The organism is Streptomyces sp. LARHCF249 (assembly GCF_052871255.1).
Genome location: NZ_JBIXJQ010000008.1, coordinates 98,213 through 115,366, shown reverse-complemented (window position 1 = coordinate 115,366; position 17,154 = coordinate 98,213). Strand labels below are relative to the sequence as shown.

General features: G+C 73.1%; 17 protein-coding genes. 3 read left to right on the top strand and 14 right to left on the bottom strand.

Annotated features, from left to right (window positions below; translation table 11 throughout):
• Nucleotides 1-176: 176 nt before the first annotated feature.
• Complete coding sequence (locus tag ACIPUC_RS23890; protein ID WP_446591998.1) at nucleotides 177-587, top strand: ATP-binding protein; 411 nt, start codon at nucleotides 177-179, stop codon at nucleotides 585-587.
• Here ACIPUC_RS23890 and argF read toward each other — a convergent pair whose 3' ends face one another.
• From argF to ACIPUC_RS23855, 7 genes are all read right to left on the bottom strand, one after another.
• Nucleotides 588-1,610, bottom strand: a complete 1,023-nt coding sequence (argF, locus tag ACIPUC_RS23885; RefSeq protein WP_446591996.1) for an ornithine carbamoyltransferase — start codon at nucleotides 1,608-1,610, stop codon at nucleotides 588-590. It abuts the gene before it with no gap.
• A gap of 150 nt (nucleotides 1,611-1,760) precedes the next feature.
• A complete protein-coding gene (locus tag ACIPUC_RS23880) occupies nucleotides 1,761-2,990 on the bottom strand; it encodes an arginine deiminase (RefSeq protein WP_446591995.1) in 1,230 nt (409 codons plus the stop codon).
• Nucleotides 2,991-3,036: 46 nt separating this feature from the next.
• Entirely contained in the window at nucleotides 3,037-3,549 is a 513-nt protein-coding gene (locus tag ACIPUC_RS23875; RefSeq protein ID WP_446591993.1) for a hypothetical protein, read from the bottom strand.
• 172 nt (nucleotides 3,550-3,721) lie between these two features.
• Nucleotides 3,722-6,280 (bottom strand): polynucleotide kinase-phosphatase, encoded by a 2,559-nt coding sequence (locus ACIPUC_RS23870; protein ID WP_446591992.1) that lies wholly within the window; start codon nucleotides 6,278-6,280, stop codon nucleotides 3,722-3,724.
• Complete coding sequence (locus ACIPUC_RS23865) at nucleotides 6,277-7,761, bottom strand: 3' terminal RNA ribose 2'-O-methyltransferase Hen1 (protein WP_446591991.1); 1,485 nt, start codon at nucleotides 7,759-7,761, stop codon at nucleotides 6,277-6,279. The genes ACIPUC_RS23870 and ACIPUC_RS23865 overlap by 4 nt, the downstream gene beginning before the upstream one ends.
• An 18-nt stretch (nucleotides 7,762-7,779) precedes the next feature.
• Nucleotides 7,780-8,673: a homocysteine S-methyltransferase gene (gene mmuM / locus ACIPUC_RS23860; RefSeq protein WP_446591990.1), complete on the bottom strand. Its 894-nt coding sequence runs from the start codon at nucleotides 8,671-8,673 to the stop codon at nucleotides 7,780-7,782.
• A 16-nt stretch (nucleotides 8,674-8,689) separates the two neighbouring features.
• Entirely contained in the window at nucleotides 8,690-9,613 is a 924-nt protein-coding gene (locus tag ACIPUC_RS23855) for an LLM class F420-dependent oxidoreductase (RefSeq protein ID WP_446591989.1), read from the bottom strand.
• A gap of 204 nt (nucleotides 9,614-9,817) precedes the next feature.
• Between ACIPUC_RS23855 and ACIPUC_RS23850 the strand changes: the two genes are divergently transcribed.
• Nucleotides 9,818-10,075 (top strand): hypothetical protein, encoded by a 258-nt coding sequence (locus tag ACIPUC_RS23850; protein ID WP_446591988.1) that lies wholly within the window; start codon nucleotides 9,818-9,820, stop codon nucleotides 10,073-10,075.
• Between the two features lie 81 nt (nucleotides 10,076-10,156).
• Here the strand turns inward: ACIPUC_RS23850 and ACIPUC_RS23845 are convergent, their stop codons facing one another.
• The 4 genes from ACIPUC_RS23845 to ACIPUC_RS23830 form a co-directional block, all read right to left on the bottom strand.
• A complete protein-coding gene (locus tag ACIPUC_RS23845) occupies nucleotides 10,157-10,642 on the bottom strand; it encodes a DUF6099 family protein (protein WP_446591987.1) in 486 nt (161 codons plus the stop codon).
• Between the two features lie 122 nt (nucleotides 10,643-10,764).
• Nucleotides 10,765-11,184 (bottom strand): nucleotide pyrophosphohydrolase, encoded by a 420-nt coding sequence (locus ACIPUC_RS23840; RefSeq protein WP_446591986.1) that lies wholly within the window; start codon nucleotides 11,182-11,184, stop codon nucleotides 10,765-10,767.
• Between the two features lie 48 nt (nucleotides 11,185-11,232).
• Complete coding sequence (locus ACIPUC_RS23835; RefSeq protein ID WP_446591985.1) at nucleotides 11,233-12,591, bottom strand: ATP-binding protein; 1,359 nt, start codon at nucleotides 12,589-12,591, stop codon at nucleotides 11,233-11,235.
• 67 nt (nucleotides 12,592-12,658) lie between these two features.
• A complete protein-coding gene (locus ACIPUC_RS23830) occupies nucleotides 12,659-13,054 on the bottom strand; it encodes a cell division protein SepF (protein WP_030012729.1) in 396 nt (131 codons plus the stop codon).
• Between the two features lie 157 nt (nucleotides 13,055-13,211).
• On the opposite strand from ACIPUC_RS23830, the gene ACIPUC_RS23825 reads away from it, so the two are divergent.
• Nucleotides 13,212-13,943, top strand: coding sequence for a DUF2470 domain-containing protein (locus ACIPUC_RS23825; protein ID WP_446591984.1), 732 nt, complete (start codon nucleotides 13,212-13,214; stop codon nucleotides 13,941-13,943).
• 35 nt (nucleotides 13,944-13,978) lie between these two features.
• Here the strand turns inward: ACIPUC_RS23825 and ACIPUC_RS23820 are convergent, their stop codons facing one another.
• The 3 genes from ACIPUC_RS23820 to ACIPUC_RS23810 are packed head-to-tail and all read right to left on the bottom strand — an operon-like array spanning nucleotide 13,979 to nucleotide 17,146.
• Entirely contained in the window at nucleotides 13,979-15,334 is a 1,356-nt protein-coding gene (locus ACIPUC_RS23820; protein ID WP_446591982.1) for an LLM class flavin-dependent oxidoreductase, read from the bottom strand.
• Nucleotides 15,335-15,377: 43 nt separating this feature from the next.
• The gene (locus ACIPUC_RS23815; protein ID WP_446591981.1) at nucleotides 15,378-16,355 is read right to left on the bottom strand and encodes an ABC transporter permease; all 978 of its coding nucleotides are present in this window, start codon (nucleotides 16,353-16,355) and stop codon (nucleotides 15,378-15,380) included.
• Nucleotides 16,352-17,146 carry an ABC transporter ATP-binding protein gene (locus tag ACIPUC_RS23810; RefSeq protein ID WP_446591980.1) on the bottom strand — a complete coding sequence of 265 codons (795 nt, stop codon included), beginning with the start codon at nucleotides 17,144-17,146 and terminating at the stop codon, nucleotides 16,352-16,354. The genes ACIPUC_RS23815 and ACIPUC_RS23810 overlap by 4 nt, the downstream gene beginning before the upstream one ends.
• Nucleotides 17,147-17,154 lie beyond the last annotated feature (8 nt).

Genomic DNA, 17,154 nt, shown 5'->3' with positions numbered 1-17,154 from the left:
TTCGTCCGGACGGTCCGCCACACGAGGCGAAGGGCCCCTCCGCTCGACGCCCTGGTCCCCTGCGGTTCCGCCGGGGTGCCCTACTGGGTCGCAATTCGACTTCGTATGGTTGAAACCAGGATTTCCCGCTGCGTCCACCTCCCGCCCCCTTACGCCCCACGGATCGAGGGACCGCCGTGCCCGACGCGCCCGCCTGGCGGATCGCCCTGCCCCACACGGCGGCCGCCGTTCCCCTGGCCCGCGCCCTCGTCCGTACCGCGCTGGCCGACGTCCACGCGCCCGCGGACAGGGACACGGCGGAGCTGCTGACCGCGGAGCTGGTCGCGAACGCCGTCGAGCACACCCGTCCGGGCGCCCCCATCGAGCTGGTCGTGGAACTGCTGGCGGGCGGCTGCCAGGTGGAGGTCCACGACGGCGATCCGCAGCCGCCCGGCAACCTGGCGGCCCGCCCGGGCGGCGCCCACCCCGACCCCTGGCAGGAGCACGGCCGCGGACTGCTGCTGATCCGCACCCTGAGCTCGGCCTGCGGGCACCGGCCCACCGCGCAGGGCAAGGCCGTGTGGTTCACCCTGCCGGCGCGCGTATGACTATGCGCCAGATCCCGCGCCCGGCTTCGCGAGCGTCGCGACGAGCACGGCCTTGATGGTGTGCAGCCGGTTCTCGGCCTCGTCGAAGACGACGGAGTGCGCGGACTCGAACACCTCGTCCGTCACCTCCAGCGATTCCAGCCCGTGCCGCTCGTGGATCTCCCGGGCCACCTTGGTCCCCAGGTCGTGGAAGGCCGGCAGGCAGTGCATGAACTTCACGTCCGGATTGCCGGTGGCCCGCAGCACGTCCATGGTCACCGCGTACGGGGACAGCGCCCCGATCCGCTCGTCCCAGACCTCCTTGGGCTCGCCCATGGAGACCCAGATGTCGGTCACCACGAAGTCGGCCTGGGCCACGCCCTCGGCGATCTCCTCGGTCAGGGTGATCCGGGCGCCGCTCCGCGCCGCGAGCTCGCGCGCCGCGGCCACCACGGGCTCGGCCGGCCAGTAGGCCTTCGGCGCGACGATCCGTACGTCCATGCCCAGCAGGGCGCCGGTCACCAGGTAGGAGTTGCCCATGTTGAAGCGGGCGTCACCGAGGTAGGCGAAGGAGATCCGGTCCAGCGGCTTGGCGCAGTGCTCGGTCATGGTGAGGACGTCGGCCAGCATCTGGGTGGGGTGCCAGTCGTCGGTCAGGCCGTTGAAGACGGGGACCCCGGCGTGGGCCGCGAGCTCCTCGACCGCTTCCTGGCTGTCGCCCCGGTACTCGATCCCGTCGAACATCCGGCCCAGCACCCGCGCGGTGTCCTTGACCGACTCCTTGTGCCCCATCTGCGAGCCGGCGGGGTCCAGGTAGGTCGTCCGGGCGCCCTGGTCGGCCGCGGCGACCTCGAAGGCGCAGCGGGTGCGCGTCGAGGTCTTCTCGAAGATCAGCGCGATGTTCCGGCCCTGGAGCAGGGGCTGCTCGACTCCGGCCTTCTTGGCCGCCTTGAGTGCGGCGGCGAGCTCGATCAGGCCGCGGAACTCGGCGGCGGTGAAGTCGAGCTCCTTGAGAAAACTGCGGCCGGCGAGGTCGGTGGCCATGGGGTCGCTCCAGCGTCACGGTGACAGGGGATGATGACTGGAAGTCTATACGATGCTCCGTATTGATATACGGAAGTGAGCGGCACCTCACTCCTCCGCCGCCGGCCCCCGCCCGATCCGCCTTCCGCGCCCCGGCCCGACCCGCCCCGCTCAGGCCACGGCATCCCGCTCCACCGGACAGCTCATGCAGCGCGGCCCGCCACGGCCCCGGCCCAGTTCGCTGCCCGGGATCTCGATGACCTCGATGCCCTCCTTGCGCAGGTGGGTGTTGGTCGTCACGTTCCGCTCGTACGCGACCACCACCCCCGGTTCGACGGCCAGCACGTTGCAGCCGTCGTCCCACTGCTCGCGCTCCGCCGAGTGCACGTCCTGCGTCGCCGTCAGCACCCGGATCGCGTCCAGCCCGAGCGCCGCCGCGATGGCCCGGTGCATGTGCTCCGGCGCGTGGTCGGTCACCTTCAGCTCGTGCGCCCCGGCGCCCGGCTCGATCGTGTAGGAGCGGAGCATGCCGAGCCCCGCGTACTGAGTGAACGTATCTCCGTCGACCATCGTCATCACCGTGTCCAGGTGCATGAACGCCCGTCGCTTCGGCATGTCGAGGGCCACGATGCTGGTCGCCGACCCGGCGGCGAACAGGCCCCGCGCCAGCATCTCCACCGCCTGCGGGGTGGTCCGCTCGCTCATCCCGATGAGCACCGCGCCGTTCCCGATCACCAGCACGTCACCGCCCTCGATGGTCGAGGGGTAGTCGGCCTGCCCCTGCGACCAGTAGTGGAAGGCGCCCGAGGAGGTGAAGAGCGGGTGGTGCTTGTAGATCGCCTCGAAGTGGACGGTCTCCCGCTGCCGCGCCGGCCAGCGCATCGCGTTGATGGACACCCCGTCGTAGATCCACGCGGAGGTGTCCCGGGTGAACAGGTGGTTGGGCAGCGGCCCCAGCAGGAAGTCGTCCAGTTCCATGGCGTGGAAGCGCACCGACACCGGCTCGGCGTGCCGCTCCAGGAACTCCCGCTTCGTCATCCCGCCGACCAGCGCCTCCGCCAGCTCGGCCGAGCTCAGCCCGTCGAAGACCGCTCTGAGGTGGTCGGTGGCGAGCGGCCCGTACTCCTTCTCGTCGAACACCCGGTCCAGGACGAGGTGTCGTGCCTCCGGGATGTCGAGGGCCTCGCACAGCAGGTCGCCGAAGAGGTGCACCGCCACGCCCCGGTCGCGCAGCACGTCCGCGAAACCGTCGTGCTCCTGACGGGCCCGGCGCACCCACAGCACGTCGTCGAACAGGAGCGCGTCCTTGTTGCTCGGTGTGAGCCGCTTCAGCTCCAGGTCGGGCCGGTGGAGGATGACGCGGCGAAGCCGCCCGGTCTCGGAGTCGACATGGAATCCCATGGCGTACACGTTCCCAGACCGGACGGCTTTTTGACGTGGCGTCCGCTCAGCGAGGGGTGCCGAGGCCGAGAAGTGCCGACGGGGCGCCGACGAGCTCCGGGCCGACCACGCCCAGCTTGGGCATGGTCAGGTTCGGCAGCCCGGAGTTGGAGGCGTCCGGCATCGTCAGCGGAAGGCCGAGGACCGCACCGGGGGTCCGGGCGCGCATGGTGGTGGCCGGCGCCTCCAGGGAGCCCTCGCCGTCCGTCGACGGCTCGCCCAGCAGGTTCGGCACCGGGGACGTGATGAGGGTGTTGCCGAGCTCGGTGGCGATCGGGACCGCGGGGAGCAGTGGGGTCGGGAGCATGTCCCCCGAGTGGAAGCGGGGCGCCTCGGGCGCTCCGGCGACCGGCACCGGCACCCCGGTGGCCACGCGGGGGGTGTCCACGCCCAGCGTGGTCTCCACGGCCTCCAGCGGGACTCCGACCGGGACCGAGCCGGCCACGGCCGGGGTGGCCGCTCCGGCCGCCGCCATACAGGTCAAGAGCGCCGCAAAGCTTCCGCGCGCGGTCATCTTCATAGGTGATGTTCCGTCCTTCCAGGGTCGCGGACAGTCCGCTCCCTGGATGAACGATCCCGCCGGTGGTTTTCCCGGCGTTCTCCGCGAAAGTTCCCCCATACGACCTAATTCGCGGCCGTACGGGGGCCTCCGCTTTACGCGCGTGCACCCGGCCGGGTCGCCCCGGGCGGTGTCAGAGGCGGGGGTCGACCGGCTCCGACTCGAGGGCGAGCACCGCGAAGACGGCCTCGTGGACCCGCCACAGCGGCTCGCCGGCCGCCAGCCGGTCCAGCGCCTCCAGCCCGAGCGCGTACTCGCGCAGGGCCAGCGAGCGCTTGTGGCCGAGGAAGCGCTCGCGCAGCCGCTCCAGGTGGTCGGGGCGGGTGTACTCCGGACCGTAGATGATCCGCAGGTACTCGCGTCCGCGGACCTTGACCCCGGGCTGGACCAGGCGGCCCTTGCCGTCCCGGGCGTACGCCTGGAGCGGCTTGACGACCATGCCCTCGCCCCCGGCGGCCGTCAGCTCCAGCCACCAGTCGGTGCCCGCCCGTACGGAGTCCTCGTCCGCGGTGTCCACCAGGATCCGGCCGGTGCGGCGCAGCAGCCCGGTGCCCGCCGCCTCGTCCGCGGCGACCAGCCGGTCCAGCCAGAACAGCTGCTCGTCGTGGGGTACGGCGGCCAGCGACCGCCCGGCCGCGGCCAGCAGCTGGAACGGCGCGAACCGTACGCCGTCCAGCCCGTCCGTGGTCCAGCAGTAGCGCCGGTACGCCTCGGTGAAGGCGGCCGCGTCGGCGGCCCGGCCGCGCTGGCGCTCCAGCAGCTCGCCGGTGTCGATGCCCCGTGCGGCGGCCGCCTCCAGGGCGGCGATCGCGTCCGGGAAGACGGCGCCGGAGGCCGCGCCCACGGCGGCGTACTGGTTGCGCAGCAGGCCGCCGGACTTCAGGGACCAGGGCAGCAGCTCGCCGTCGATCAGCAGCCAGTCCGTGCCGAGTTCCTCCCACAGGCCGGCGTCGGTGACCGCCGAGCGCAGCCGCTTGAGGACCTCCTCGGTGGCCTCCGGGTCCTTGAAGAAGGGCCGCCCGGTACGGGTGTAGACGGACCCGGTCGGTCCGTCCACGCCGAAGCGCTCGCGGGCGGCGCCGGCGTCCTTGCAGACCAGGACGGTGGCGCGGGAGCCCATGTGCTTCTCCTCGCACACCACCTGGGCGATGCCGTCCTTGCGGTACTGGGCGAAGGCCTCGGCCGGGTGCTCCAGACAGCCGTCCTCTGTGGAGGTCGCCGTGGGCGCCATGGTCGGCGGCAGGTACGGGACCAGCCGCGGGTCGACCGCGAAGCGGCTCATGACCTCCAGGGCCGCGGCCGCGTTCTCCTCGCGCACGGTGACGTTGCCCAGGTGGCGGGTCTCCACGATCCGGCGCCCGTGCACGTCGGCCAGGTCCAGCGGACGGCCGTCGACTCCGCCCGGCGCCTCGGCGGCGAGCGGCTTGACCGGCTCGTACCAGACCTTCTCGGCCGGTACGTCGACCAGTTCGCGCTCGGGCCAGCGCAGGGCGGTCATCTTCCCGCCGAAGACGGCTCCGGTGTCGAGGCAGATGGTGTTGTTGATCCAGGCGGTGGTCGGGACCGGGGTGTGGCCGTAGACCACGGCCGCCTTGCCGCGGTAGTCCTCGGCCCACGGGTAGCGCACGGGCAGGCCGAACTCGTCGGTCTCGCCGGTGGTGTCCCCGTACAGGGCGTGCGAGCGGACCCGGCCGGAGGTGCGGCCGTGGTACTTCTCGGGCAGCCCCGCGTGGCAGACCACCAGCCTGCCGCCGTCGAGCACGTAGTGGCTGACGAGGCCGCGGATGAACTCCCGTACCTCCTGGACGAACTCCTCCGGCTCCCCCTCCAGCTGCTCGATGGTCTCGGCGAGGCCGTGGGTCCGCTGGACCTTGGAGCCCTTCAGGTAACGGCCGAGCTTGTTCTCGTGGTTCCCGGGCACGCAGAGGGCGTTGCCGGACCTGACCATGCCCATCACGCGGCGCAGGACGCCGGGGCTGTCCGGGCCGCGGTCGACGAGGTCGCCGACGAAGACCGCGGTGCGCCCCCCGGGGTGGACCCCGTCCTCGTACCCGAGCTTGGCGAGCAGGGTCTCCAGCTCGGAGGAGCAGCCGTGGATGTCACCGATGATGTCGAAGGGGCCGGTGAGGTGGGTGAGGTCGTTGAAGCGCTTCTCCAGGACGACCTCGGCGGCCTCCGCCTCTTCGACGGAACGCAGCACGTGCACCTTGCGGAAGCCCTCGCGCTCCAGTCCGCGCAGCGAACGCCGCAGATCGCGTCGGTGGCGCTGGATGACCGCGCGCGGCAGCCCGGCCCGGTCGGGGCGGGCCGCGTTGCGCTCGGCGCAGACCTCTTCGGGCAGGTCGAGGACGATGGCGATGGGCAGGACGTCGTGCTCGCGGGCGAGCTGGACCAGGCCGCGGCGGGCGTCGGCCTGGACGCTGGTCGCGTCGACGACGGTGAGCCGGCCCGCGGCCAGCCGCTTGCCGGCGATGAAGTGCAGGACCTCGAAGGCGTCCCGGCTGGCGCTCTGGTCGTTCTCGTCGTCGGAGACGAGCCCGCGGCAGTAGTCGGAGGAGATGACCTCGGTCGGCTTGAAGTGCTTGCGGGCGAAGGTGGACTTGCCCGAGCCGGTCGCCCCGATCAGGACGACGAGGGACAGATCGGTGACGGGAAGGACGCGGTGGGTCCCGGTCTCGGTCGCGGTGGTCATGCTGCCTCACCCTCCTTCGGGGTGTCGGTGGCGGTGGCGGTGTCGGTCTGGGTGAAGACGGCCATCTGGGTCGGCGGCCCGACCTCGGGGTCGTCTTCCCCGACCGGGACGAAATCGACGCCGTACCCGTGCCGTTCGGCGACGGATCCGGCCCAGGCGCGGAACTCCTCGCGGGTCCACTCGAAGCGGTGGTCGCCGTGCCGGACGTGCCCGGCGGGCAGGGACTCCCAGCGGACGTTGTACTCGACGTTCGGCGTGGTGACGAGGACGGTCCGCGGGCGGGCCGAACCGAACACCGCGTACTCCAGCACGGGCAGCCGCTCCGGGTCCAGGTGCTCGATGACCTCGCTGAGCACGGCCGCGTCGTAGCCGGCCAGCCGCTTGTCGGTGTAGGCGAGCGAGCCCTGGAGCAGCCGGACGCGCGTGCTCTGCCGCTCCCCCATCCGCTCCAGCCGCAGCCGCTTGGCCGCGAGGTTCAGGGCCCGCACGGACACGTCCATGCCGACGATCTCGGAGTATGCCGGATCCTTGAGCAGCGCCTGGACCAACTGCCCCTGCCCGCAGCCGAGGTCCAGCACCCGCTGGGCGCCCGCGCCGCGCAGGGCGGCGAGGATCGCGTCCCGCCGCTGCACGGCGAGCGGCACCGGCCGCTCTTCCGTATCGCGAGACTCGTCGACGGCGTTGTCGAGCTCCTCGACCTCGGTGCCGTCGGCCTCCGCGAGGCGGACCAGCTCCAGGCGCTCGAGGGCGTCCTGGGTCAGCCGCTTGTGGCGGGCCAGGTAGCGGGAGCTGATCAGACCGTTCTCGGGGTGCGCGGCCAGCCAGCCGTCTCCGGCACGGAGCAGCTTGTCGACCTCGTCGGGGGCGATCCAGTAGTGCTTGGCGTCGTCGAGCACGGGCAGCAGGACGTACAGCTGGCGCAGGGCGTCGGCGAGCCGGAGCTCGCCCTCCAGGACGAGCCGTACGTACCGGGAGTCCCCCCACTCGGGGAACCGCTCGTCGAGCGGTACGGGCTCGGCCCGTACGAGGTCCCAGCCGAGCGGGTCGAACAGCCGGTGCACGAGCTCCGTCCCGCCGCGCGCGGGCAGCGCCGGAATCTCGACGCGCAGCGGCCGTGCCTGCTCCGGCAGCTCCGGGCGGGCGGCGCACTGGCCCTTGAGCGCACTGCGGAACACCCCGCTGAGCGCGACGGCGAGCAGCGAGGAGGCCGCGTACGGCCGGTCGTTGACGTACTGCGCGAGCGCGGCGTCGGGCGCTCCGCCCCGGCCCTTGCCCTGTCCGCGCCGCACGAGCGCGACGGGATCCACCTCCAGCATCAGGGCCGCCGTGCACCGCTGCGCGGTGGCCTCGGGGTAGAACACGTGGGCGGTGCCGTGGGAGGTGGAGAACGCCTGCGTCTTCCCGGGATGCTTGTGCAGCAGGTAGCCCAGGTCGGTAGCGGGTCGTTCAGGGGAGCCGGTGGTGGAGATCGTCAGGAACACACGACCGATTGTTGCTGGTCACCGCTCTTCGATGCCCCCCATTTTCCGGCGGAGGGCGGCGATCCGGTCGGGGCCGACGCGGCAGCAGCCGCCGAGGAGGCGGGCGCCCGTACGGTGCCAGGCGGTGGTGGGCCAGGAGGGCTGGGTCCGGGGGGCGTGCCAGGTCGCGGTGGCGGCCTCCCAGACGGAGCCGTCGTTGGGGTAGGCCAGGAGCGGCGTGCGGGTGGTGGCGGCGGCCGCTTCGAGGGCGGGCAGGACCTGCGCCGGGTCACAGCAGTTGACGCCGACCGCGATGACCTGCGGGGCGGCCGCCGCGAGGGCGAAGGCCTCGGCGAGGGGTGCGCCGGAGCGGGTGCGGCCGCCGGCGACGGTGTAGCTCAGCCAGGTCGGGGCGCCCGTCTCCGCGAGGACGGTGAGCAGGGCCTCCGCCTCGTCGGGGTCGGGGACGGTCTCCAGGGCGAGCACGTCCGGGCCGGCGGCGAGCAGGGCCTCGATGCGGGGGCGGTGGAAGGCGGCGAGTTCGCGCACGCTCAGGCCGTACCGGCCGCGGTATTCGGAGCCGTCCGCGAGCACCGCCCCGTACGGGCCCACGGAGGCGGCCACCCACACCTCGTGGTCGGCTGCGTCGGCGACGCGGGCGGCGAGGGCGACGCTGCGGTGCAGCAGGTCGGCGGCGCGGGGGTGGCCGGGGCCGATCTGGTAGCTCGCGGTGATCAGCACCTCGGCGCCGGCCCGCGCGTACGCCGTGTGGGCGGCCTCCACCTGGTCGGGCCGCTCGTCGAGCACCCGGCCCGTCCACAGGCCGCCGGACAGGTCGCAGCCCTGGGCGGCGAGCTGGTTGCTCAGCCCGCCGTCCAGGAGCACGGTCCGCTGGGCGAGGGCTTCGGCGAGCGGGCCGTACGCGCGTGGCATCGCTGCTGGGCCCCCGTCAGCCGAGCTGGGTCAGGACCTGGGAGGAGATCAGCTCCAGGTGGTCCAGGTCGTCGAGGTCGAGCAGCTGGAGGTAGACGCGGGAGGAGCCGATGGCGCCGTAGGTCCCGATCTTCTCCACGATCTCGGCCGGGGAGCCGGCCAGGCCGTTGGCCTTGAGTTCGTCCACGTCCCGGCCGATGGCGGCGGCCCGGCGGGCGACCTCGGCGTCGTCCTTGCCGGCGCAGACCACGAGGGCGTTGGAGTAGACGAGGTCGTCGGCCTTGCGCCCGGCTTCCTCGGCGGCCTCCCGGACCCGCCGGAACTGCCGCTCGCTGTCGGCGAGGGAGGCGAAGGGCATGTTGAACTCGTCGGCGTACCGGGCGGCGAGGCGCGGGGTCCGCCGCGCCCCGTGGCCGCCGATGAGCACGGGCACCTTGGCCTGGGCGGGCTTGGGCAGCGCGGGCGAGTTCTCCACCTGGTAGTGGCTGCCCGCGTAGTCGAAGGTGGCGCCGGTCTCGGTGGCCCACAGGCCGGTGACGATGGCCAGCTGCTCCTCCAGCCGGGCCATCCGCTCGGCCGGGAAGGGGATTCCGTACGCCTTGTGCTCCTCCTCGAACCAGCCTGCGCCCAGGCCCAGTTCGATCCGGCCGCCGGACATCTGGTCGACCTGGGCGACCTGGATGGCGAGCACGCCGGGCAGCCGGAAGGTGCCGGCCGTCATCAGGGTGCCCAGCCGGATCCGCCGGGTCTCGCGGGCCAGGCCCGCGAGGGTGATCCAGGCGTCGGTGGGCCCGGGCAGGCCGTCGGCCGTGCCCATTTTCAGATAGTGGTCGGAGCGGAAGAACGCATCGAAGCCCAGGTCCTCGGTGGCCTTGGCGACGGTCAGGAGGGTGTCGTAGCTCGCGCCCTGCTGGGGTTCGGTGAAAATGCGAAGATCCATGCCCCCCATCCTGCCCGTCCCACCCCTGCCGGGTGAATCTGCGTCAACCGGACGGTCCACCCCGGACGCCGCCAGTGACCACCCCGGAAAGGGATCGTTGGCTCGGACGGAGCCGGACCGCCCGGCCCGCGCGCCGGCGGCAGCATCGCCGGTGCGTCCACCGCGCCCTTCCGCCCCGGAAGGGCCAGGGCCGAGGAGGCCGCCATGTCCCACGAGGTCGTGCCGGAGACCCCCCGACAGACCGGACAGTCCGGACAGGCAGCACACGACGACGCATGCCAGGAGTCCCCGGTTCCCGCCGGGGGCGGCGCACCGAAGGGCCTGCTGCAGCAGATGGAAGAGCTGATGGCGGCGCTGAACGCCGACCTGTCGCAGCTCGACGCCGACCTCCAGGCCTCCACCGACCGCGCCCCGGGCACGCCCGCTCCCGAGGGCGAGCGCCCGTCCTACCGGTCGCTCTGACCGTGCGGGTCCCGTCGGGCGCGGCGGGACCCGTGTGACACCTCGCCGCCTCGCGACCTCGCCGCCTCAGGCCACGCCGCCTCAGGCCACGCCCGAGGCGGATCCCCGCTCTCGCACCGCCATGCGGCGCAGGATCGCCCGCACCCGGTCGCTCGACTCGTCAGCCGCGTCGATCGACTCTATGCACTGCCAGTACAGGGTCTCCTCGTCCGTCCCGCAGGCCACCCCGACCAGGGCTATGCCCACTTCGCCGAGCAGTGCCTGGAGTCCGAGCAGCGCTTGGCGGACGTCCGACACCGCCGTCAACTGCGCGGCCCGCGGCGGATAGTCGGGCGCACTGCCCTCTCCGCGCAGGGCCGCCCGGTCGATCACCCCGCAGCCTCTGCCTCCCGCTTCCCCCAGTCCCCGTGCCTCCGCTCTCATCTCCGGCGGCCCGGTGACCGCCAGATAGCTCCCTACGCCCTGTGCGAGCGCCTGGGCCTGCCAGGCCTCGCCCACGATGTCCCACGCAGCCCCACTCTGTGCCAGCGCGTGCCGGCCGGCCGCGATGAGCCGTACCGCATCCATATGCCGTCCCCCGTCCGCACGACATCCCACCTTCTCACCACTACCCAGAGTGAGGGCAATGAGTCAGTAAAGCCAGGGGTATTCGGAAAATGTGGACACAAATGTGATTGTGAGGGAGTCCATCACTCCGAAGAGTGACGATTCGGTGCCGGTGCACCCGCCACCGGGAAGCGGAGCTCGTTCCTCTCGATCTTCGCGGCGAGCGCATCCAGCACATCCACCCCGAGAACCTCACAGAACTGCAGCAGATACGCCAGTACGTCGGCCACCTCATCGGCCACGCGGTGGGCCGTCTCCGGCTTCTCCATGACCTTCGCCGACTGTTCCGGCGTCAGCCACTGGAAGATCTCGACCAGTTCGGCCGCCTCCACGCTCAGCGCCACCGCGAGGTTCTTGGGCGTGTGGTACGGCTCCCAGCCGCGCGCCGCGGCGAATTCGGCGAGCCTGCGCTGCAGCAGGTCCAGCCGCTCGCGGCGCGGTACGCGGCTCTCCCCGGTGTCGTTCGTGTCGTGCTCGTCGTTCGCGTCCTTGGCTTCGCTCATGGATCACCGATTTCTCCCAGGGGCCCCGGCCTTCGGGCCGGGGAGGAATCAAAGGTCTACCACCGTGACACCCGGCAGGAGCCGCGCGGCCGCCGCGGTCTCCTCCCCGGCCGCCGCCACCAGCCGGACATGGCCGCGCCCGCCCGACAACAGGGCCAGGCGGAGCAGTTCGGCGCTCTGGCGCCGGTCCAGGCCGCGGTCGAAGCCGTCGGCGAGCACCGTCAGGGCCTGCTGCGCGGAGAGCAGTTCGGCGGCCGGATCCATGGCGAGCACGCCCGGGCCGGTCAGCAGGACCAGCGCCAGCGCGAGGAAGCGCAGTTCGCCCGCGCCGAGGCGGGCCAGCTCCGTGGCGGGCCGGTCGGGGCCGCGGTCCAGTACCGCCGTGACCGGGCCGCCGGCGGGAGCCCGTACGTCCAGCCCGGCGACGGGTCCCGCGCAGCCGGTGCGGGCGGCCTCGGCCAGCAGCGCGTGCCGGGTGCCGCATTCATGGCGGGTCCGGCGCAGTACGTCGGCCAGGTTGGCGCAGTCGCCGAGCAGCCGGCCCTCCCCCGGCGGGACCGGCGCGCGCATCCGCCCGGGCCGGGGGTCGCACGGGAACACCGAGCGCAGCGCGACCACCACCTGCTCGGCGGCGGCCAGGACCTGGCGCTGGCCGGCCGTGGCACCGGCCACGCGGAGCGGGAGCAGGGCGGTGCCGAGCCGGTCGTCCGGCAGCGGGGCCCGGGTGACGCCGATGGCGCCGCCGGTCAGCCAGGCGCCCTGCACGGAGCGCCGGCCGGGGTCGCGCAGCGCGGTGGCGAGCAGGATCTGCCCCGGCTGCGAGAGGCGTTCGCCCACGATGCGCAGCGTGGGCTCGGCTTGGACGGCGAGGTCGAGGCGGACCGGTCCGGCCGGGCCGTCGACGGTGCAGCCGATACGGAAGCCGCGCCGCCGGTCGGCGTCGGGCACGGCCTGGTCGGGGATGCGGGCGCGCGGCTCGGGGAAGGCCTCCTCGAGGGTGGCTCCGGAACCGAGCGCGGCGAGGGCCCCGTAGGCGGCCAGGGCCTGGGACTTGCCGCTGCCGCTCGGCCCGGCGAGGAGGGTGACGGGGCCGAGCGCGATGGCGGCGCCGCGGTGCGGTCCGAAGGCGGACAGCCGCAGTTCGGTGATCCCGGGCCGGTGCAGCCGTACGGCCTGCGCGGGTACGGTCCGCGCGGGCACGGCCGGATGGCCGTCGCCGGCTAACCCGGTGGTGGGACGGGCGGCGGGGACCCCGGCCGGGACGACCGCGGGCAACTCGGCCGAGACGGCGGCGGACAGGGCGGCGGAGGCAGCGGCGGGGAGCCCTGCAGGGAGAGCGGCAGGGAGAGCGACGGGAAGACCGGCAGGGAGCGCAGCCGGGCGGGCCGCAGGGAGGGTGGCGTCCATGCGGCGGACGGTACGGGCCGCCGGACCCCGCGGGGGCCCGGCGAACCGTTACGTCGCGGCGACCTTCCTACGATCGGGGGACGGCCGCGGCCGCGATCCCCTCGACCTCGGTCCCGACGGGCGCCAGCAGGAAGACGTTCCGGTCCACCCGGTGCATTCCGCTGCCGAGTCCGAAGACCACACCACTGCTGAAGTCCAGGATCCGCTTGGCCACTTCGCTGTCGGCCCCGGTGAGGTCGAGCAGCACCGGGATCTGCGCGATCAGGTACTCCGCCACCTCCCGCGCGTCCGCGAAGATCTGAACCCGGATCACCACGAAGCGCCGCTGCTCCGCCGCCGACGCGCCGGGCGCGGTGGGGATGGTGCGGTGGTCCACCCGGGACGGCCATTCGTTGCGGCTGCGCAGGGGGACCACCTGCGCGAGCCCCTCCCACTGTTCGTCGGTGACGTCGTACCTGCTCACCGGGCCGCCTCGGCCGCGCGCTTCATGTGCATCCCCCCATCCTCTCGCGTTTCACCCGTTCAGCCCAACACCGACACGAACCAGACCGGCTACTCCCCGCGAAGGAATTGAGTTAGGTTAGGCATACCTAAGTTCTCGGGACGATGGAGAGATCCAGATGCGCATGTCCGGTGCCCCTGCCACCCCGGCCACCCTGCCCACCGACGCCGAGCGGGTGCGGTCCATCCTGGCCGCCGCCCACTCCATGACCGCGGTCACCGACGGGCTGCGCACCGAGGTCCGCCACCTCGACGGCGGCGACCCGATGGGGCGGCTGCACCTGCATCCCGCCGAACCGGGCGGGCACGCCGAGCACCGGCCCGCGATCCGGCTGGAGTTCACGGACGTCGCCCCGACCCCGGTACGCGACCGGGTGCGGGCCCGGGTGACCATCGTGGGCCGCCTGCTCACCCCGTACACGGGCGAGGGCGCCGGCTTCCCGAACGGCAGCGACAGCGACAGCACCTGCATGGAGTTCGGACAGGCCGTCCTCGAGACGGCGGACGGCTTCGCGCACATCGGGCTCGAAGAGCTGGACGCGGCCCGCCCCGACCCGCTGGCCCCGTACGAGGCGGGCATGCTGACGCACCTCCTCGACGACCACGCGGACCTCGTCACCCTGCTGCTGCGCCTGGTCCAGCCGCTGCCCGCCGCCTCGGTGCTCCGCGCGCTGCCGGTCGCCATGGACCGCTACGGGATCACCCTGCGGCTCGAGGAGCGGCGCGGCCACCGCGACGTCCGGCTGCCCTTCCCCTCGCCGCTCGACGACGTCGAGCAGTCGGGCGCCCAGATCCAGGCCCTCTTCAGCGCGGCCCGGCGGCGCTCGCACCGCAACACCCTGCCCGCCTGAGCCCTGTCGGAACCGGCGGTCTCGCGGTGCGGCCGTCACGCGCGCACTGCGCCGCTCGCGTAGCGGTTGGCGGGGCGCGGCAGGCCGTAGTTCTCGCGCAGGGTGCGGCCGGTGTACTCGGTGCGGAAGAGTCCGCGGCGCTGCAGGATCGGCACGACCTGGTCGACGAAGTCGGTCAGGCCGGTGGGCAGGACGGGCGCCATGATGTTGAAGCCGTCGGCGGCGCCCCGGGTGAACCACTCCTCCAGCTGGTCGGCGATCTGCTCGGGGGTGCCGGCGAAGACCCGGTGGCCCCGGCCGGCTCCGAGGCGGGCGATCAGCTCGCGCAGGGTGAGGCCTTCCCGGCGGGCCAGTTCGGCGACGAGGGTGAAACGGCTCTTGTTCCCGTTGATGTCCCGCTCCTGCGGGAGGTCGGGCAGCGTGCCGTCGAGGGGGCGGCCGGTGAGGTCGACGCCGAGCATCTGGGACAGCTGGGCGAGGCCGTACTCCGGCACTTGGAGGTCGGTGAGCTGCCGCTCCAGGGCCTTGGCCTCGGCCTCGGTGGAGCCGATGACGGGCGCGATGCCGGGCAGGACGAGCAGGTCGCCCTCGGCCCGGCCGTACGCGGCCAGGCGCGACTTGAGGTCCTTGTAGAAGGTCTGGCCGTCGGCGAGGGTCTGCTGGGCGGTGAAGACGGCTTCGGCGTACCGGGCGGCGAACTCCTTGCCGTCCTCGGAGGAGCCGGCCTGCACCAGGAGCGGGTGGCCCTGCGGCGAGCGGGGCACGTTGAGCGGCCCGGCCACGGCGAAGTGCTCGCCGCGGTGGGCGGCGGGGTGGAGCTTGTCGGTGTCGGCGTAGATGCCGCGCTCCTTGTCGAGGACGATCGCGTCGTCCTCCCAGCTGTCCCAGAGCTTGGTGGCGACCTCGAGGAACTCGCGGGCCCGGTCGTAGCGGCGGCCGTGTTCCAGGTGCTCGTCCCGGTTGAAGTTGCGGGCCTCGTCGGCGCTGCCGGAGGTGACGATGTTCCAGCCGGCGCGGCCGCCGCTGATGTGGTCGAGGGAGGCGAACTTCCGGGCCAGGTTGTAGGGCTCGTTGAAGGTGGTGGAGACGGTCGCGATCAGCCCGATGTGCTCGGTGACGGCGGCGATGGCGGAGAGCAGGGTGAGCGGCTCGAACCCGCCGACGGCGTTGTAGCGGGCTTTGCCCCAGAGGGCGACCCCGTCGGCGAAGAAGATCGAGTCGAGCCGTCCGCGCTCGGCGGTGCGGGCCAGTTCCTGGAAGTACCGCAGGTCGGTGACGCGTTCGGGGGTGCTGTCGGGGTGGCGCCAGGCGGCGTCGTGGTGTCCGGCGTTCATGAGGAAGGCGTTGAGGTGGAGGGTCCGGGGGGCCGGGGCGGCCGCGGGGTTGGTCATGGCGTGTCCTCGGGTGGGTCGGCGGAGAGGGGGGCGGGCGGCGTCAGGCGGAAGGGACGCGCCAGAGGCTGAGGCGGCGTTCGACGGTGACCAGCAGCTGGTTGAAGGCCACGCCGATGGCGGAGATGGTGACGATGCCCGCGTACATCTGCGGGATCGCGAAGTTGAACTGCGAGGCGTTGATCAGATAGCCGAGTCCCGCCTTCGCGCCGATCATCTCGGCGGCCACCAGGACGAGGATGGAGACGGCTCCGGCGAGCCGGATGCCCGTGAAGACGGCCGGCACGGACGCCGGGAGGATCACCTTCTGGAACAGCCGGGGCGTGGAGAGGTCCATCGACCGCGCGAGCCGGACCAGGGTGGGGTCGGCGTTGCGGACGGCGCTGATGGTGTTGAGCAGCACCGGCCAGAGGCAGGCGTAGACGACGATCGACACCTTCGAGGTCTCGCCGATGCCGAGGAGCAGCACGAAGACGGGGAGCAGCGCGAGGGCGGCGGTGTTGCGGAAGACCTCCAGCAGCGGCCCGAGGAAGTCGGCGAGGGGCCGGTACCAGCCGATGAGCAGGCCGAGCGGGACGGCGACGGCCACGGCGATCCCGAAGCCGCCGAAGGAGCGGATCAGGCTGGCCCGGGTGTGCTCGGCGAGCCGGCCGTCCCCGGCCAGCTCCCACCAGGCGACCGCCACCTCGCTGACGGGCGGCAGGAAGGTGGCGTCGACCAGGCCGGCCCGGGGGGCCACCTCCCAGAGGGCGATCAGGGCGAGGATCGCCGCGGACCGGACGGCGACGGCCTGCAGAGCGCGTACGACGGCCGCCGCACCGGTCCTCGTACGGGCTGCGACCGCGCCGGAGGCGGCGGCCGGTGCCGGTGCATGCGCGGCCGGGGCGCCGGCCGCCGTGCTCCCCGCCGCCGGGGCCGGCCCGCCCGGGGCCGGGGCCTTGCGGAGCGGGGTGGCCGGGGTCGCGGACGGGGCCGTGACGCCTGCCGCCGCGAGGGCAGTGGTGTCGGTTCCGGTGCTCATGCTGCTGCCGCCTCCTTCTCCAGTAGCTGGGCTCGGGCCACCTCGTCGTGGAGGAGGTTCCAGATCTCGTGCCGGTAGCGGGCGAACTCCGGGCTGGACCGCAGTGCCTCCCCCAGCAGTCCGTCGCTGTCGGCGAAGGAGACCGGTACGACCTCCTTGACCCGGCCGGGCCGCGAGGTCATGACGGCCACCCGCTGCCCCAGGTACACGGCCTCCTCGATGCCGTGCGTGATGAACACGACCGTCTTGCCGGTGCGCTGCCAGATGCGGCGCAGCTCGTCCTGGAGGGACTCGCGGGTCTGCGCGTCGAGCGCGGCGAACGGCTCGTCCATCAGCAGGACGTCGGGGTCGTAGGCCAGCGCGCGGGCGATCGCGACCCGCTGGCGCATGCCGCCGGACAGCTGGTGCGGGTGCCGGTCCTCGAAGCCGGTCAGTCCGACCAGGTCGAGGAACTCCCGCGCGCGGGCGGCGCGCTGCCTGCGCGGCACCCCGGTGGCCTCCAGGCCGAACTCGACGTTCCCCTGGGCGGTGCGCCACGGCAGCAGCGCGTACTGCTGGAAGACGATGCCCCGGTCCAGGCCCGGGCCGGTGACCGGCTTCCCGTCGAGCAGGATCCGGCCCCCCGTCGGGCTCGACAGCCCGCCGAGGAGGTCCAGGAGGGTGGACTTGCCGCAGCCGCTGGGGCCGACCACCACGAGGAACTCGCCGCTTCCGATCTCCAGGTCGATGCCGTCGAGGGCGGTGAAGTCCCCGAACGTCTTGCGCACTCCCTCGAACACGATCTTCGCCATGGCGGCCG

What these genes read in the sequence shown, in the direction of transcription:
- argF (WP_446591996.1), bottom strand. Translation starts at nt 1,610, where the DNA reads ATGGCCACCGACCTCGCCGGCCGCAGTTTTCTCAAGGAGCTCGACTTC.
- ACIPUC_RS23835 (WP_446591985.1), bottom strand. Translation starts at nt 12,591, where the DNA reads ATGGACGCCACCCTCCCTGCGGCCCGCCCGGCTGCGCTCCCTGCCGGT.
- ACIPUC_RS23810 (WP_446591980.1), bottom strand. Translation starts at nt 17,146, where the DNA reads ATGGCGAAGATCGTGTTCGAGGGAGTGCGCAAGACGTTCGGGGACTTC.
- ACIPUC_RS23850 (WP_446591988.1), top strand. Translation starts at nt 9,818, where the DNA reads ATGTCCCACGAGGTCGTGCCGGAGACCCCCCGACAGACCGGACAGTCC.
- ACIPUC_RS23880 (WP_446591995.1), bottom strand. Translation starts at nt 2,990, where the DNA reads ATGGGATTCCATGTCGACTCCGAGACCGGGCGGCTTCGCCGCGTCATC.
- ACIPUC_RS23820 (WP_446591982.1), bottom strand. Translation starts at nt 15,334, where the DNA reads ATGACCAACCCCGCGGCCGCCCCGGCCCCCCGGACCCTCCACCTCAAC.
- ACIPUC_RS23855 (WP_446591989.1), bottom strand. Translation starts at nt 9,613, where the DNA reads ATGGATCTTCGCATTTTCACCGAACCCCAGCAGGGCGCGAGCTACGAC.
- ACIPUC_RS23845 (WP_446591987.1), bottom strand. Translation starts at nt 10,642, where the DNA reads ATGGATGCGGTACGGCTCATCGCGGCCGGCCGGCACGCGCTGGCACAG.
- mmuM (WP_446591990.1), bottom strand. Translation starts at nt 8,673, where the DNA reads ATGCCACGCGCGTACGGCCCGCTCGCCGAAGCCCTCGCCCAGCGGACC.
- ACIPUC_RS23870 (WP_446591992.1), bottom strand. Translation starts at nt 6,280, where the DNA reads ATGACCACCGCGACCGAGACCGGGACCCACCGCGTCCTTCCCGTCACC.
- ACIPUC_RS23815 (WP_446591981.1), bottom strand. Translation starts at nt 16,355, where the DNA reads ATGAGCACCGGAACCGACACCACTGCCCTCGCGGCGGCAGGCGTCACG.
- ACIPUC_RS23825 (WP_446591984.1), top strand. Translation starts at nt 13,212, where the DNA reads ATGCGCATGTCCGGTGCCCCTGCCACCCCGGCCACCCTGCCCACCGAC.
- ACIPUC_RS23840 (WP_446591986.1), bottom strand. Translation starts at nt 11,184, where the DNA reads ATGAGCGAAGCCAAGGACGCGAACGACGAGCACGACACGAACGACACC.
- ACIPUC_RS23875 (WP_446591993.1), bottom strand. Translation starts at nt 3,549, where the DNA reads ATGAAGATGACCGCGCGCGGAAGCTTTGCGGCGCTCTTGACCTGTATG.